This window comes from Prauserella salsuginis, from assembly GCF_024648885.1.
In the GTDB taxonomy this organism is placed as follows: Bacteria; Actinomycetota; Actinomycetes; order Mycobacteriales; family Pseudonocardiaceae; genus Prauserella; species Prauserella salsuginis.
Genome location: NZ_JANBBF010000011.1, coordinates 243,866 through 257,905, shown reverse-complemented (window position 1 = coordinate 257,905; position 14,040 = coordinate 243,866). Strand labels below are relative to the sequence as shown.

Annotated in this window: 11 protein-coding genes, 2 pseudogenes and 1 riboswitch; of the genes and pseudogenes, 6 read left to right on the top strand and 7 right to left on the bottom strand. The window is 72.9% G+C overall.

From position 1 onward, the window contains the following. Positions 1-37 precede the first annotated feature (37 nt). A riboswitch (adenosylcobalamin (AdoCbl) riboswitch) is annotated at positions 38-126 on the bottom strand. 71 nt (positions 127-197) lie between these two features. Genes cbiE through LY40_RS16095 form a run of 3 tightly spaced genes read left to right on the top strand, consistent with a single transcriptional unit; the run spans position 198 to position 2,811 of the window. Next, positions 198-1,388, top strand: a complete 1,191-nt coding sequence (cbiE, locus tag LY40_RS16105) for a precorrin-6y C5,15-methyltransferase (decarboxylating) subunit CbiE (protein ID WP_258937345.1) — start codon at positions 198-200, stop codon at positions 1,386-1,388. Then, positions 1,385-2,170: a precorrin-4 C(11)-methyltransferase gene (gene cobM / locus LY40_RS16100; protein ID WP_258937344.1), complete on the top strand. Its 786-nt coding sequence runs from the start codon at positions 1,385-1,387 to the stop codon at positions 2,168-2,170. The genes cbiE and cobM overlap by 4 nt, the downstream gene beginning before the upstream one ends. Before the next feature lie 32 nt (positions 2,171-2,202). Next, positions 2,203-2,811, top strand: a complete 609-nt coding sequence (locus tag LY40_RS16095; RefSeq protein ID WP_183778696.1) for a DedA family protein — start codon at positions 2,203-2,205, stop codon at positions 2,809-2,811. Here LY40_RS16095 and LY40_RS26160 read toward each other — a convergent pair. Both LY40_RS26160 and LY40_RS26155 read right to left on the bottom strand, forming a co-directional pair. Next, positions 2,702-3,367 (bottom strand): annotated as a pseudogene (locus LY40_RS26160) (ribosomal RNA small subunit methyltransferase A); the annotation flags it as partial. The gene LY40_RS16095 and the pseudogene LY40_RS26160 overlap by 110 nt on opposite strands. A gap of 147 nt (positions 3,368-3,514) precedes the next feature. Next, positions 3,515-3,724 (bottom strand): annotated as a pseudogene (locus tag LY40_RS26155) (rRNA adenine N-6-methyltransferase family protein); the annotation flags it as partial. Positions 3,725-4,131: 407 nt separating this feature from the next. Between LY40_RS26155 and LY40_RS16085 the strand changes: the two are divergent. Beyond that, entirely contained in the window at positions 4,132-4,509 is a 378-nt protein-coding gene (locus tag LY40_RS16085) for a hypothetical protein (protein WP_258937343.1), read from the top strand. Between the two features lie 50 nt (positions 4,510-4,559). On the opposite strand, the gene LY40_RS16080 is transcribed toward LY40_RS16085, so the two are convergent. Beyond that, positions 4,560-5,627 carry a cobalt-precorrin-5B (C(1))-methyltransferase gene (locus tag LY40_RS16080; protein WP_183778700.1) on the bottom strand — a complete coding sequence of 356 codons (1,068 nt, stop codon included), beginning with the start codon at positions 5,625-5,627 and terminating at the stop codon, positions 4,560-4,562. A gap of 77 nt (positions 5,628-5,704) precedes the next feature. On the opposite strand from LY40_RS16080, the gene LY40_RS16075 reads away from it, so the two are divergent. Both LY40_RS16075 and LY40_RS16070 read left to right on the top strand, forming a co-directional pair. Next, positions 5,705-6,463 (top strand): cobalt-precorrin-6A reductase, encoded by a 759-nt coding sequence (locus tag LY40_RS16075; protein WP_258937342.1) that lies wholly within the window; start codon positions 5,705-5,707, stop codon positions 6,461-6,463. Between the two features lie 45 nt (positions 6,464-6,508). Further along, entirely contained in the window at positions 6,509-9,694 is a 3,186-nt protein-coding gene (locus tag LY40_RS16070; protein ID WP_372497693.1) for an arabinosyltransferase domain-containing protein, read from the top strand. Positions 9,695-9,835: 141 nt separating this feature from the next. Here the strand turns inward: LY40_RS16070 and LY40_RS16065 are convergent, their stop codons facing one another. From LY40_RS16065 to LY40_RS16050, 4 genes are read right to left on the bottom strand one after another with little or no spacing between them, the layout of a single operon-like run. Beyond that, positions 9,836-10,393 (bottom strand): nitroreductase family protein, encoded by a 558-nt coding sequence (locus tag LY40_RS16065; RefSeq protein ID WP_258937341.1) that lies wholly within the window; start codon positions 10,391-10,393, stop codon positions 9,836-9,838. A 16-nt stretch (positions 10,394-10,409) separates the two neighbouring features. After that, positions 10,410-11,933, bottom strand: a complete 1,524-nt coding sequence (locus LY40_RS16060; RefSeq protein WP_258937340.1) for a precorrin-2 C(20)-methyltransferase — start codon at positions 11,931-11,933, stop codon at positions 10,410-10,412. Further along, on the bottom strand, positions 11,930-12,559 hold the full coding sequence (locus LY40_RS16055; RefSeq protein ID WP_183778707.1) for a precorrin-8X methylmutase: 630 nt from the start codon (positions 12,557-12,559) through the stop codon (positions 11,930-11,932). Before LY40_RS16055 ends, LY40_RS16060 begins: the two co-directional genes overlap by 4 nt. Before the next feature lie 52 nt (positions 12,560-12,611). Then, positions 12,612-13,910 (bottom strand): ferredoxin-like domain-containing protein, encoded by a 1,299-nt coding sequence (locus LY40_RS16050; RefSeq protein WP_258937339.1) that lies wholly within the window; start codon positions 13,908-13,910, stop codon positions 12,612-12,614. Positions 13,911-14,040 lie beyond the last annotated feature (130 nt).

Here is a 14,040-nt window from a genome sequence, read left to right as displayed (position 1 = left end):
TCCACGCCCACCGGGTTTCACACCACGCAAGCACTCCGCGGCCACCGAAGCTCTGACTTCCCGGCCTTCCGGCCGGTCACAGTGGCGGGACCGTCCCGGATTCGCACCGGGTTCCACGGCGACCGCTTCGGTGGGCATCATCGCACATGTTCCACCGCCCTCGGGTGTTCGCCGCAACACAACTACCGTGACCAGACGTGACAATCACCGTGGTGGGTATCGGCGCGGACGGCTGGCAGGCACTGCCACCGGCTTCCCGCGCGGAGCTCGAGACGTGCGACGTGCTGCTCGGCGGGCCCCGGCAGCTGGACCTGGTCCCCGACGGCCCGTACGAGAAACGGCCGTGGCCCAGTCCGCTGCTGCCCGCGCTCGACGACGTCCTCGCGGAACTGGCCGGGCGGCGCGTCGGCGTGCTCGCCAGCGGGGATCCGCTGCTGTCGGGCATCGGCGGCACGTTGATCCGCAGGCTCGGCGCCGACGCCGTGCGGATCGTCCCCGCGGTGTCGTCGGTCACCCTCGCCCGCGCGCGGCTGGGCTGGACCGCCGAGGAGACCGACGTCGTCAGCGCCGTCGGCCGGGACGCCCGCAAGGTGCTCCGCGCGCTGGCTCCCGGCAGGCGGTTGCTCGTGCTCAGTTCCGGCGCCGACACCCCGGCGACCCTTGCCGCCCTCCTGGCCGATCACGGCTTCGGGGACAGCACCCTGACCGTCCTGGAGAACCTGGGCTCGGCCGAGGAACGCCGCCTCGACGGCACCGCACGCGACTGGCCGCACCCACCCGGCGCGCCGCTCAACGTCGTCGCGATCACCTGCGCCGGAGCGGCGTACTCGCTGCTGGCGGGACTGCCCGACGAGGCGTTCGACCACGACGGCCAGCTCACCAAGCGCGACCTACGGGCCAGCGCACTCGCCCGGCTCGCCCCGACGCCCGGGGAACTGCTGTGGGACGTCGGCGCCGGTGCGGGCAGCGTCGCGGTCGAATGGTGCCGCGCGCACCCCGCCAACCGGGCCGTGGCCGTGGAATCCCGCCCCGAACGGGCCGAGCGCATCGCCCGTAACGCAGCCGGCCTGGGTGTCCCGGACATCGAGGTCGTCACCGGCAGCGCCCCGGACGCCCTCGCCGGTCTGGACACCCCCGACGCGGTGTTCGTCGGCGGCGGTGTCGCGGGCGTCGGCGTGCTGACCGCCTGCTGGGATGCCCTCCGCTCCGGCGGCAGACTGGTGGCCCACGGCGTGACGCTCGAGGCCGAACAGGCACTGGCGGCCCGGTACGCCGACCGCGGCGGCGAACTGACCAGGATCTCCGTCGAACGCGCCGCACCGCTGGGCGGCCTGACCGGGTGGAGCCCCGCCCGCGCTGTAACGCAATGGAGTGTGAGGAAGCCGTGACCGTCCATTTCATCGGCGCCGGACCGGGTGCCGCCGACCTGATCACCGTCCGCGGGCAGCAGCTGCTCGCGAGCTGCGGCGTCTGCCTCTACCCGGGCAGCCTCACGCCGACCGACCTGCTCGCCCACTGTCCTGACGGCGCCACCCTGGTCGACACCGCCGACCTGACACTCGACGACATCATCGGCAAACTGGTCGCCGCGCACGAGTCGGGTCACGACGTCGCGCGGCTGTGTTCCGGCGATCCCGCCGTCTACAGCGCGGTCGCCGAGCAGATGCGCAGGCTCGACGCGGCGGGCGTGCCCTACGACGTCACCCCGGGAGTGCCCGCCTTCTCCGCGGCCGCCGCCGTGCTGGGCCGCGAGCTGACGGTGCCAACCGTCGGGCAGAGCCTCATCCTCACCCGTGCGCAGGCCCGGTCCACATCGATGCCCGAGGGTGAGGAACTGGCGACGCTGGGCGCGTCCGGGGCGACCCTGGCCCTGCACCTGGCGGTCAACCGCGTCGAGCAGGTGGTCGACGAGCTGCTGCCGCACTACGGGCCCGGTTGCCCCGCCGCCGTGGTCGCGAAGGCGACCCAGCCGGGTGAAACGGTGCTGCGCGGGACCCTCGGTGACATCGCGGTCCAGGTGCGCGAGGCAGGACTGAACCGCGCGGCGATGATCTTCGTAGGCAAGGTCCTCGCTGCCGAGAACTTCCCCGACAGCTTCCTCTACTCGGCGGGCCGCGAACGCCACGCACCCGGTGATCCCTACTGCGAACACGGGGGCCAGCCCCACTGACCGACCCGCCACCGGCCGGGACCCTGGAGTGCATGACGGGCGATCTGTTGGGCAGCACCTGGCTCCTGCCGTTGCTGGCACTCGCCGTGCTGGCCGACGGTCCGCTGCCGTTCCTGCCCAGCGAACCGGTGCTGCTGTCCTCGGTCGCGGCGGCAGGCGACGCCGGCAGGGTCGCGGCGCTCGCAGCGGCGGCCTTCGTGGGGTCACTCGCCGGTGACGCCCTGCTGTACACACTGGGCCGGTCGTCCCACCGGTTCCTGCGCGGCAGGCGCGACGACACCTGGGTGCGCAGACAGCTGCACCGGAGGCCGATACTGACGCTGGTGGCGGTGCGGTTCCTGCCGGGAGGGCGCCTGGTCAGCGTCGCCGCGGCCGGCCGCGTGCGGATTCCGGTGACCCGCTTCGTCCCGGCCACGCTCCTCAGTTCCGCCGTGTGGTGCGGATACATGACGAGCATGGGACTGCTGATCGCACCGGTCACCCGCGGCGACCCGGTGCTGTCACTGCTCGCCGGGATCGCCATGGCCACGGTCATCGGCGCCGCGGGCGAGTGCGCCCGCCGGATCGTCGCCCGCCGCCGGACGGCCGCGCCGACAACTCCGCTGCCAGCGCGTGCAGCGCTGCCCACTGCGGCGCGGTGAGCGCGCGAGGCAGGGCCGTGGCAGGTACGCCGTTGTCGGCGAGCCACCGGCTCACCGCGGTGCGATGGCCGAACCGGCGCGTCAGGATCTCCTGGATACCGCGACCCGGTCCGGTGAACACGGCGTGGACCAGCTCGGCGTAACCGCGGCGTTCGGAGGCGGGTAGGAGCGGATGCGCGCGGCGGGTGATCGTCAGCAGGCCGCCGTCGACGTCGGGACGCGGGGTGAACGCCGCGGCGGGAACCCGCCGGTCGAGACCGAACTCGAACCACGGCCACCACTGGGCCGTCATCATCGTGGCCCCGCCGACGCCCGCGCGGCGGCGCGCCACCTCCCACTGGACGAGTAGCACGGCGTCGGTCCAGTGGTCGGCGGCCAGCACCCTGCGCAGCATGCCGGTGGTGCGGTGGAAGGGAAGGTTGCCGACGATCACGTGCGGCGTGCGGGGCAGGGCGAAGCTGCCGAAATCAGCCTGGACGACGCGGGTACGCGGCGCCTCCCCGCGCCGTCCGGAGTCACGCTGTCCGACATCGTGCTGTGCGGCATCGGGCCGTCCGGAGTCACGCCGTCCGGAGTCACGCCGTCCGGAGTCACGCTGCCCGGAATCACGCTGTGCGGCGGGCTGCTGTCCGGTGGGCCGCTGTCCGGCTGGAAACCGATCGGCCCGTCGCCGGTCGGCGGGCCGCCTGGGCCCCACCGTGTTCCGGAGCTCGGCGGCGAGGCGCCCGTCGAGCTCGACGGCGGTGATCGGCCTGCCGAGAGTTTCGAGCGGAAGCGTGACGGCGCCCGCTCCGGGGCCGATCTCGACGATCGGGCCGTCGGTGCGGGCGACGAGGTCGACGATGCGGGCGATCGTCGCCCGGTCGGTGAGGAAGTTCTGGCCGAGCTCATGCCGGCCGCTGTGACGAGACACGGGTGTTCTCTCCGGGTGCCGTGGGGTGACCCGGGCAGCACGAAACGGGCCGCCCGGCAGGACCTGCCGAGGACGGCCGGCGCACGGAGGAGTCGCGCGATACGCCGAGGCCGCCGCTATGCGCGGCGCAGCCTCACGAAGAACGCTGCGAAGAAAGCACCTGTACCCACGCGGGACAACGTACGTGCGTGCGCCGTGGCGCGTCGACTCGTTTTCCGGTGCTGCCACCGGAGCCCGGCCACGCAGCTCCGTGCGCCGACAGTGGTCCCCTGCGGGAACCGAGCGGAAGCACGACCCCGCACGGTTCGAACCACCGCCCGACCACCCGGTGCCACCCGAGAACCACCGGCGGACCATGCCGTCGCCGCACACTCGCCGCGTCAGAAACCGCAGAGGGAAAGGAACGCATGCGCCCGATCACCCGCCACGCCGCCGCAGCGCTCGGCGCTCTCGCGCTCGCCGGCACCATGACGACCACCGCCCACGCCGGCACGGCGCAGTCGGCTCCGGCCGGCGACGACGGCTATCACGTCAGTGGCTTCTGCCCCTCGGTCTCCGATCCCACGATCCCCGGCGGCCGGGCCCACTGGGAGCTCGTGTGCGCCGACGGCGGTGTCAACTTCTTCGGCTGGGTCGAGGACACCCGGCCGGACAACACCGACGTCTGCGTCGACACCGGCGACGGCACGGGGGTCGCACGCACGACGGGCTTCGGCTCGCGCGAGAGCTTCAACTACCGCGTGGCCAACACGAACTACGTCGAGTTGCTGCTGAGCCACTGCTGACACGCCCGCACGCGCCCGTGCCGGCATCGACCCCGCCGGCACGGGCGCGGTCAGCCTGCCCTGCCGACGACGGTGCCCGCGCGGTCGATGGCCACGACGTCGACGTGGACCGGCGCGTCGCCGAGCACCTCGACAGCCTGCTGCCGGGCGCGTTCCGCGACGAGGTCGCCCAGCTCCAGGCCCGCTTCCCGCGCGAGTTCCAGCGCGTGCAGCGCTGTGTTCGCCCCGCCGATGGCGGCCGCCACCTCGCCCCGGCCCGCGTCCTCGGCGATGCCGGCCAGCAGGCCCAGATCCACCTGTGACCGTTTCGAATGCAGGTCCAGATGTCCCGCAGCCAGTTTCGACAGCTTCGCGAACCCGCCGGAGAGGGTCAGCCGCGGCACCGGATTCCGGCGCAGGTACTTCAGCACCGCGCCCGCGAAATCACCCATGTCGAGCAGCGCCTCGTCCGGCAGGTCGTACAGCTCCTTCGCGACACGCTCCGACGTCGAGCCGACCGCGCCCGCGACGTGCTCGAGTCCCAGCGCCCGCGCGACGTCGATCCCGCGCCGGATGCTGTCGATCCACGCCGAGCACGAGTACGGCACCACCACACCGGTCGTGCCGAGCACCGACAGGCCCCCGACGATGCCGAGCCGCGGGTTCCACGTGTGCCGGGCCATCTCCTCACCGCCGTCGATACCGATCTCGACGACGACATCACCGCTGCCGCCGTGCTCGGCGGCCAACCGCTGCACGGCCTCGGTCATCAACCGCCGCGGCACGGGATTGATCGCGGCTTCACCGACGTCCAGCGGCAGGCCGGGCAGCGTCACCGTGCCGACGCCCGCGCCCGCACGGAAGGTGACCCCACTGCCCGCCCTGCCCGGCAGCACGGTGGCGATCACCAGCGCACCGTGCGTGACGTCAGGATCGTCGCCCGCGTCCTTGATCACCCCGGCGCTCGCCTCGCCGTCGGCGAGGCGCTCGGTGGCCAGCGCGAACGACGGCCGCCGGTCCCTCGGCAGCCGGACCTCGACCGGGTCGGGGAACACGCCCGTCAGCAGCGCGGTGTAGGCGGCCGTCGTCGCTGCGGTCGCGCAGGCGCCCGTCGTCCAGCCGTACCGGAGCTCGGTCACACAATCACTCCGTCACGCGCTCGCTTACGTCACACATTCGCCCGGCCGGGCGGAGGGCTCGGTCAGACTGTCCGGTCATGGGAAGTATCGCTCCACGGGTGCTGATCCTCGGCGGCACCTCCGAGGCTCGCGCGCTCGCCGCCGAACTCGTCGCCCGCGAGGTCCCGGTGACATCGTCCCTCGCCGGCCGGGTGGCGAAGCCGCGCCTCCCTCAGGGGGACATCCGAGTGGGTGGTTTCGGCGGCCCCGACGGTCTCGCACGGTGGCTGGCCGACCACGACATCGGTGCCGTCGTCGACGCGACGCACCCGTTCGCGCGGCGGATCTCCGCGTCGGCAGCCACGGCGACCGCCTCGGCCGGCGTACCCGTGCTCCGGCTCGAACGGCCCGGCTGGCAGCCCGGCGACGGCGACGACTGGCACTGGGCCGACACCCTCGCCGACGCGGCACGGCTGCTGCCCCGGCTGGGCACCAGGGCGCTGCTCACCACCGGCAGGCAGGGACTCGCCGAGTTCGCCGGTCTCGACATGTGGCTGCTCGCGCGCTGCGTCGACCCGCCGGACGAGGCGGACGGGCCGCTGCCCGCGCGGCTCGAGGTGACACTGTCGCGCGGCCCGTACCGCGTGGCCGACGAGGCCGAACTGCTCCGCAGGCACCGCATCGACGTGCTCGTCACGAAGGACAGCGGCGGCGACATGACCGCGGCAAAGCTGCACGCGGCACGGGACGCGAGTATTCCGGTGATCGTCGTACGCCGTCCAGCGCGGCCCGATATGCCCCATTCGGCCGATGTGAAATCCGCCGTGCGCTGGGTTGTCGACCGCACGAAGCGATAGCCCCGCGGGCGGAGCGGCGGTGCGCTGCCGCTAGCGTGACGTCCGATGCCGCCAGCGAACTCGACTTCGACGGACAATTCCGGCACACAGCCGGAACATTCCGGCGCGTCCGCCGGATCACGGGGCCCTCGCGCGAACACACAGAAGAAGTGGCTCGCGACGATCCTGGGGCTCGTCGCCGCCATATGCGCCGTGGCCTACCCGTTCCTGCCTGTGGTCCAGGACACCGCACGGATCACCTGGCCTGCGGGCGGAAACACCGAACAGGTCAACGCGCCGCTCGCCGGATACTGGGCCCAGGAGCTGACGGCCGACGTCCCGTGCGCCGCGGCCAGGTCGCTCGACGACCGGACCGCGGGTGAGACGAACCTGCTGTCGACCGTCCCGCCGGAGCGCCTCGAGGACGGCTCGGGCATGCAGCTGCGGGTGAACGACAACACGCTCATCGCGTTCAGCCGCGGCGAGCAGGTCGCGCGCCAGCAGCTCCCACCGGGCGACTGCACCATCTCGGTCTCGTCGACCGCCGAGCACACGAGCATGTCGGTCAACGACACGCCGGTGTACTCCGAGGACGGCGACGTGCGCCCGCGGGTGGTCGGCATCTACTCGTCGCTCGAGGCCGCGCAGGACCCGACCGACGGGCTCGGCGTGTCGATCACGCCCGACACCCGCTACCAGTCGACACCGACGGTGTTGAAGACCGTCGTGGGCGCCGTGGCCGTGGTGGCACTGCTGGCGTGCCTGTTCGTGGTGAACCGGCTCGACCGCGGCTTCGCCCGCCGCGCCCCCCGCTGGGCACCGGTCGGCTGGTGGCGGCTGACGGGGCGCGACGCAGTCGTCATCGGCATGCTCGGAATCTGGGTGTTCATCGGCCCGGTCACCGCCGACGACGGCTACATCCTGTCGATGGCCCGCGTGGCCGAGGACGCCGGATACCTCACGAACTACCACCGCTGGTTCGGCGTCGCGGAGGCGCCGTTCGGCTGGTTCTACCACGTCTATGAGCTGATGGCGCACGTCAGCACGGTCGCGCCATGGATCAGACTGCCGTCCTTCCTGCTCGGTGTGCTCAGCTGGCTGCTCATCAGCCGCGAGGTGATGCCGCGCCTCGGCAAGGCGGTCCGGTCCAGTCGCGCCGCCGGGTGGGCCGCGGCGACGGTGTTCCTGGTCTGGTGGATGACCTACAACACCGGCACCCGCCCCGAGCCCGTCGCCGCGCTCGGCTCGCTGCTCGCGATCTGCGCCGTCGAACGCGCACTGGTCACCCGCAGGCTGCTGCCCGTCTGCCTCGGCCTGCTCGCCGCCGCGCTGACCCTGGCCGCCACGCCCACGGGCCTCATCGCCGTGGCGCCTTTCCTGGTCGCGGCGAAACCCCTGTTCCAATTGCTGCGCCAGCGCGCCCGCGACAACGGGTGGCGCCCGGTGCTGGCGCCGATCGCGGGCACCGGGCTGCTGGTGCTGGTCGTCGTGTTCGCCGACCAGACGTTCGCGACGGTCATGGAGGGCACGCGACTGCGGACCGCGGTCGGGCCGAACCTGTCGTGGTTCCAGGAGCTGAACCGCTACGAGCTGCTGTTCGCCGATTCCGCGGACGGCTCGGCGACCCGCCGCTTCCCCGTGTTGCTGCTCCTGCTGTGCACCGCGGCGTGCCTGGCGGTGCTGCTCCGGCGCAGCCGGATCAAGGGTGCCGCGCTCGGGCCGAGCCGTCGCCTCATCGGCACCACGGCGGTGTTCTTCCTGCTCATGGCGCTGACACCGACCAAGTTCACGCACCACTTCGGCGCCTTCGCCGCCGTGGGCGCGGCGATGGCCGCGCTGACGGCACTGGCGGTCAGCGCGTCGGTGCTGCGATCGCGGCGCAACCAGGCCCTGTTCGTGGTGGGACTGCTCGGCGTCTCCGCGCTGGCGCTGACCGGCCCGAACGCCTACTGGTTCATCTCGCGCCTCGGTGTGCCGTGGTGGAACATGCCGCCCCAGCTGTTCGGCATCAAGATCGCCACGGTGCTGCTGGCCGGGGCCGCCCTGTTCGCGCTGTACGCGTTCGTCGAGAACATCCGCTCGGGACGGCCGGAGGCGCCGCAACCGTCGCAACGCCGGATGCTGTTCCGTGGATCGCTGGCGTTCGTCGTGGTCAGCGGGCTGTTCGTGACCGCCGAGGTCGGGTCCATGGCCAAGGCGATCCACGCACAGCGGGACACCTACTCGTTCGGCAAGGCGAACGTCGAGCACGTGCTGGGCTCGAGCTGCGGCCTCGGCGACTACGTGATGGTCGAGCGGGACCCGGTGTCGAGCATGCTCCAGCGGTTGCCACAGGGACAGCAGCGCACCGCCCCGCCGCAGGAGCAGCCCGACCAGAACCGGCCGGGGGATCTGCCGGAACCGCAGCGGGCGAACGGTCCCGTGCAGGAGGGCTTCCACACCGAACCGATCAGCGACGGCGACGCGCTGGCCGAGCCGCCGCACGGGTTCACCCCGGAAACGGTGCCGATGTGGAGCAGTTACAACGAGCAGGCGAACCCGACCGGACAGCTGCGAACGGACTGGTTCGGGCTCGGCGACCGCGCCGACGGTGACCAGGTCGCGCTGTCGGCCTACGCGCCGGGCGGCAAGGCGACGCAGATCGAGCTGGAGTTCGGCAAGCCCACGCCGCAAGGCTTCGAGGTCGTCGGCACCGAGAAGCTGCTGGATACCGGCGACGGTCAGGACGAGTGGAAGGACCTGCGGCTGAGCCTCGACAAGGCGCCGGACGGTGCCACCGCCGTGCGGGTCGCCGCGGGCGACGACGACCTCACCGAGGACGGCTGGGTCGCCGTGACCGCCCCGCGCGTGCCCACGTTCACCACGCTGACCGAACGCGTCGGCGACGAACCGGTGTACATCGACTGGCCCGCCTCGTTCGTCTACCCCTGCCTGAGGCCGATGCAGATCCGCAACGGCATCTACGAGATGCCCGAGTACCGGATCGTCGCCGAGCCGTTGGCCCACGAGTCGAACATCGCCAGCAGCCAGGGCGGCGGGCCGATCGGCAACCTCGAAGAGGTCGCCGACGACCCCGAGGTGCCGAGCTACGTCAAGGGCAAGCCCAGCCAGGCGTGGGGATCGCTGTACGAGGTCAGGCCGTACCGCCAGGGAACGGAACCGGCGGTCGAGACGGGTGAACGGACAATGTGGGGCTGGCAGTCCCCCGGGCCGGGCCCGCAGCAGCCCGACGGCAACTCCAAGAGCCGCTGAGCGGTGGCGGGCCGCGACGCAGTGACCGTCACGGTCGCGGCCCGCCACTGCCGACCGGCGCGTCGTTGCTGAGATCTGCACCGCTGCTGAGACCGGCACGCCGCTGCCGGGCGGATCACGGGTGCGCAGCGCCCCGGCGGCTCACTCGTGCCAGGTCAACAGCTCGGAGACGGGATGTCTCCCCGTCGGCACCGCCGAGCCTCCCGACGCGGCGTTGCCCGCCGCGCCGTCCACAGGTCTCGCAGCGCGGCCCAGGGACATCGCGTGCTCGGCGTGCCACGGGCCGTCGATCCCCAGCAGGCGGTCCGCGGCGTGGACGTTGTCATCGGGGTAGAACGTGGCCATGCACGTGTCGTAGCCCAGTACGGACGCCGCCAGGGTGAGCGACTGAGCGACCCGGCCCAGGTCGAAGGGCGTGTCGCGGAACCCGTTATCGCAGGTCAGGAGCACGATGACCAACGGTGCGCCCGCGAGGTGACCCGCGTACGCACCGCATCCGGCGAGCTGCCTGCGCACGTCGGCAGCGGTGACCGCGACGAACCGCCACGGCTGCCGGTTGCGCGCCGAACCGGTTCGCCGCGCGAGGTCCACCATGCGCTCGACGTCCTCGCGCGGCACCGGCTCGGCCGTGAAGAACCGGCGAGACGGCCTGCCCATGAGTGCACGCAGGCCGTCCACGGGGTCTGGAGTGTCGGACATCGGTCCCTGCCGGGGGTCAGTCGTAACTACGCGGAGTCCAGACGAGAGGGGTGCCGTCGGGCTGGGTCCGCACCCGCGTGCGGGACGAACCGACGATGAGGACGCACCGCATGTCGACCTCGGCGGGGTCGAATCCGCCCAGCGTCTCCACGCGCACCGACTCCTCGGCGCCGCCGACGTCACGGGCGATCACGACCGGCGTGTCGGCCGCCCGATGCCGCAACAGCACGTCGCGCGCGGCCGCCAGCTGTGTCGTGCGGCTGCGTGAGGCCGGGTTGTACAGCGCGACGACGAGGTCCGCCTGCCCGGCGGCGTCGAGGCGGCGTTCGATGACGTCCCACGGCTTGAGCCGGTCCGAGAGCGACACCGTCGCGAAGTCGTGGCCCAGCGGGGCGCCCACCCGGGAGGCGGCCGCGTGCGCCGCGGTCACCCCGGGCACGACCCGCACCGCGACCTCGGCGAACTCGGACGTCTCCGCCTGCTCGAGCACCGCCGAGGCCATGGCGAACACGCCGGGATCACCCGATGACACGACGGCGACCCGCGCACCACCCGCGGCCAGCTGCAACGCCTCGCGGGCCCGGTCGGCCTCCACGCGGTTGCCCGACGCGTGCCGCTGCTGCCCTGCCCGCTGCGGCACCTTCGCCACGTACGGGCCGTAGCCCACGAGATGTTCGGCCTCCCGCAGCGCCTCGTCGGCCTCGGGGGTCAGCCACTCCGGGCCTGCCGGGCCGAGACCGACGACCACGACGTCCCCACGGGCACGGTCGCCCTCCGGTGCCGGTGCCTCGTCCGCGCCCGCCTTGCGGGAGGCGTACGCGGGGCTCGGCACCACGGCCAGCGAGAAGTACGGCACCGTCTCGGGGTCGACGTCGGTGAGCGGTTCGACCCGCTGCACCTGCCAGCTCGCACGCTCGACGTAGTACGCCTCCTCGAGCCGGCCGGCCTCGCTCAGCGCCTCGTGCACGGCACCGAACGTCCGCCCGAGCTTGAGCACCGCGGCGGCCTCGGTGTCGGCCAGCCTGCGGGCGAGTTCCGGGGCCGGCAGCGTGCCGGGCAGCAGGGTGAGCACCTCGTCACGCTGCACCAGCGGACGGCCGAGTTCGGCGGACGCGCCGCTGACCGACGTCACGCCGGGAACGACGTGGGCCTCGTAGCGGTCGGCGAGGCGCTCGTGCATGTACATGTAGGAGCCGTAGAAGAACGGGTCGCCCTCGCACAGCAGGACGACGTTGCGGCCCTCGTCGAGGTGCTCGGCCAGGCGCTTCGCGGCGAGCTCGTAGAACTCGGCGATCGCACCCTCGTAGCCGCCGGGGTGGTTGGTGGTCTCCGTGGTGACGGGGTACATGAGCCGCTCTTCGAGCTGGCCGTCACGCAGGTACGGCTCGGCGACCGACCGCGCGATGCTCCTGCCGTGCCGGGCGCAGTGGTAGGCGATGACGTCGGCCTCGGAGATCAGCCGCGCGGCCTTGACCGTCACCAGTTCCGGGTCACCGGGCCCGAGCCCCACGCCGTACAGCACGCCGGTTCCGGAGCTCACAGGATCTCCTCCTTCGTGGCCAGCGCGTTGACCGCGGCCACGGCCATCGCGCTGCCGCCACGCCGCCCGCGCACGGCCAGATAGGGCGCCGGACCACGCGTGATCAGCAGGTCCTTCGACTCGACGGCGCCCACGAACCCGACCGGGACACCGATGATCGCCGCGGGCTTGCCGACTCCCTCGTTGATCAGTTCGAGCAGGCGGAACAGGGCGGTGGGCGCGTTGCCGATCGCGACGACCGAGCCGGGCAGGCGGTCCCGCCACAGTTCGAGCGCGGCCGCCGAGCGTGTGTTGTTGAGCTGTTCGGCCAGCCGCGGGACCCGGTCGTCGGACAGGGTGCAGATGACCTCGTTGTCGGCGGGCAACCGCTTGCGGGTGATCCCGCTGGCGATCATGTTGGCGTCGCACAGGATCGGCGCGCCCGCTTCGAGCGCCCGGCGCCCTGCCTCCACGAAGTCCAGGCTGTAGGCCAGGTCATCGACGAGATCCGGCATGCCACACGTGTGGATCATGCGCACCGCCACGCCTGCGACGTCGTCCGGCAACACGGCGAGATCGGCCTCCTCCCGGATCGTCGCGAACGAGTGGCGGTAGATCTCCGCTCCGTCGCGGATGTAGTCGATCACTGCTGTCCTTCCGTGTCGTGCGGTCGGATGGTCACGCGCCCCGGCGAGATCGTCACCGGCTCGGCGCGGACAGGGCCTCGGCGACCCGGTCGAGCCCGACGAACGTACCCCCGACGTGATAGCCGCCCTCCGCGGCGACCACGTCGATGTGAGATCCGCCCGGTCTCCCGCACCGCCGCGAACACCCTGCGAAGTGGGCGCTGATCCCGTCGGGGGCGAGTGCCAGCGCGTCGGCGCGCACGTCGGCGTGCGATTTCGCGCACCGCGGCGCGCCGATACACGCACTCACCCCGAGTAGCGGATCGGCCGGGTCGACGACGAGGTCCGGGAACACCGCGAGGTCGCCGGGTGACGTGTCGTGCACCACGACGGTGCGCCACGGCGTGACGGTGAGCGCGCGGCCGTCACCGGCGCGGCCGGCCAGCTGACGCAGCGTGTCCGCGGACAGCTGGCCGAACCGCGGTGCGGCGACGACGGCGTGGACCCCCGGGACGGGGCCGACCGGCGCAGGAGGGGCGAACCGCTGCGGCACGGGCTCGGTGTCGGCGCTCGCGTACGGGCGCAGCGCAGCCACCACGGGTGACGGGTCGATCTCGTGGATCCGCCAGGCCGTGGCACGGATCTCGTCGAAGGCCTGCGCACCCGCGACCATCGCCGCCGCAGCACGGGACGCCGGCACGCGCAGCCCCGTGTCGGTACCCGCCACGAGCACGGCACCGGTGTCGGCCGCCGTCGCGCGCCAGCACAGGTCCGCATCGGCCGCGACGTCACCACTGCCGTCGTCGAGGGCGAACAGGAACCGGCCGGGCAGCCCCGTCAGTTCGGGTGTGGCGCACACCACCGCGTCGAGTTCGCGCACGAGCGGGCGGACGTCGGCGATCCTCCCCGGTTCGGCGTCCCCTGCGCCACCGGCCCCACCGGACTCGGAGGTCTCGGGCACCCGCCGACGAGCGAGGCCGGACAGCGGCGAGCCCAGGATGTTGCGGATGCGCTCGTGGCCGGGCGACGGCAGCAGCTCCGCCTCGGCGAACCTGCCGACGAGGGCGTCGACGTCACTGACCGCGCGCAGCTGCAGATTCCCGCGGGAGGTGAGGTGCACCGCGCCGTCACCGAGCTCTGTGGCGCAGGCCGCGATCGCCTGCGCCTGCGCCGGTGACAGCCCGCCGCCGGGCAGCCGGACCCGTGCGAGCGGACCGTCGGCGGCGTCGTGTGTCGCGAGCACCCCGGGGCACGCGTCCGCACGCAGCCGGACGGCACCGGGGCGCTCGGCACCGGGGCGCTCGGCATCGGGGCGCCGGGTACCGCAGCGATCGCCGCCGGGTCCGCCTGCGGCGGGTGGGGTCGTGGCCATGGACCCACTCTAGGCAGCCGTCCCGCCCGCGCCAGCCCCGTGTGGCTCGGGCGCGGAGGAGACAGGTCCCAGCGGGGCGGGAGCACCACGGCGGGGGCGGCTGTGCTCGCGGTCATGGTGGCCACGCCGC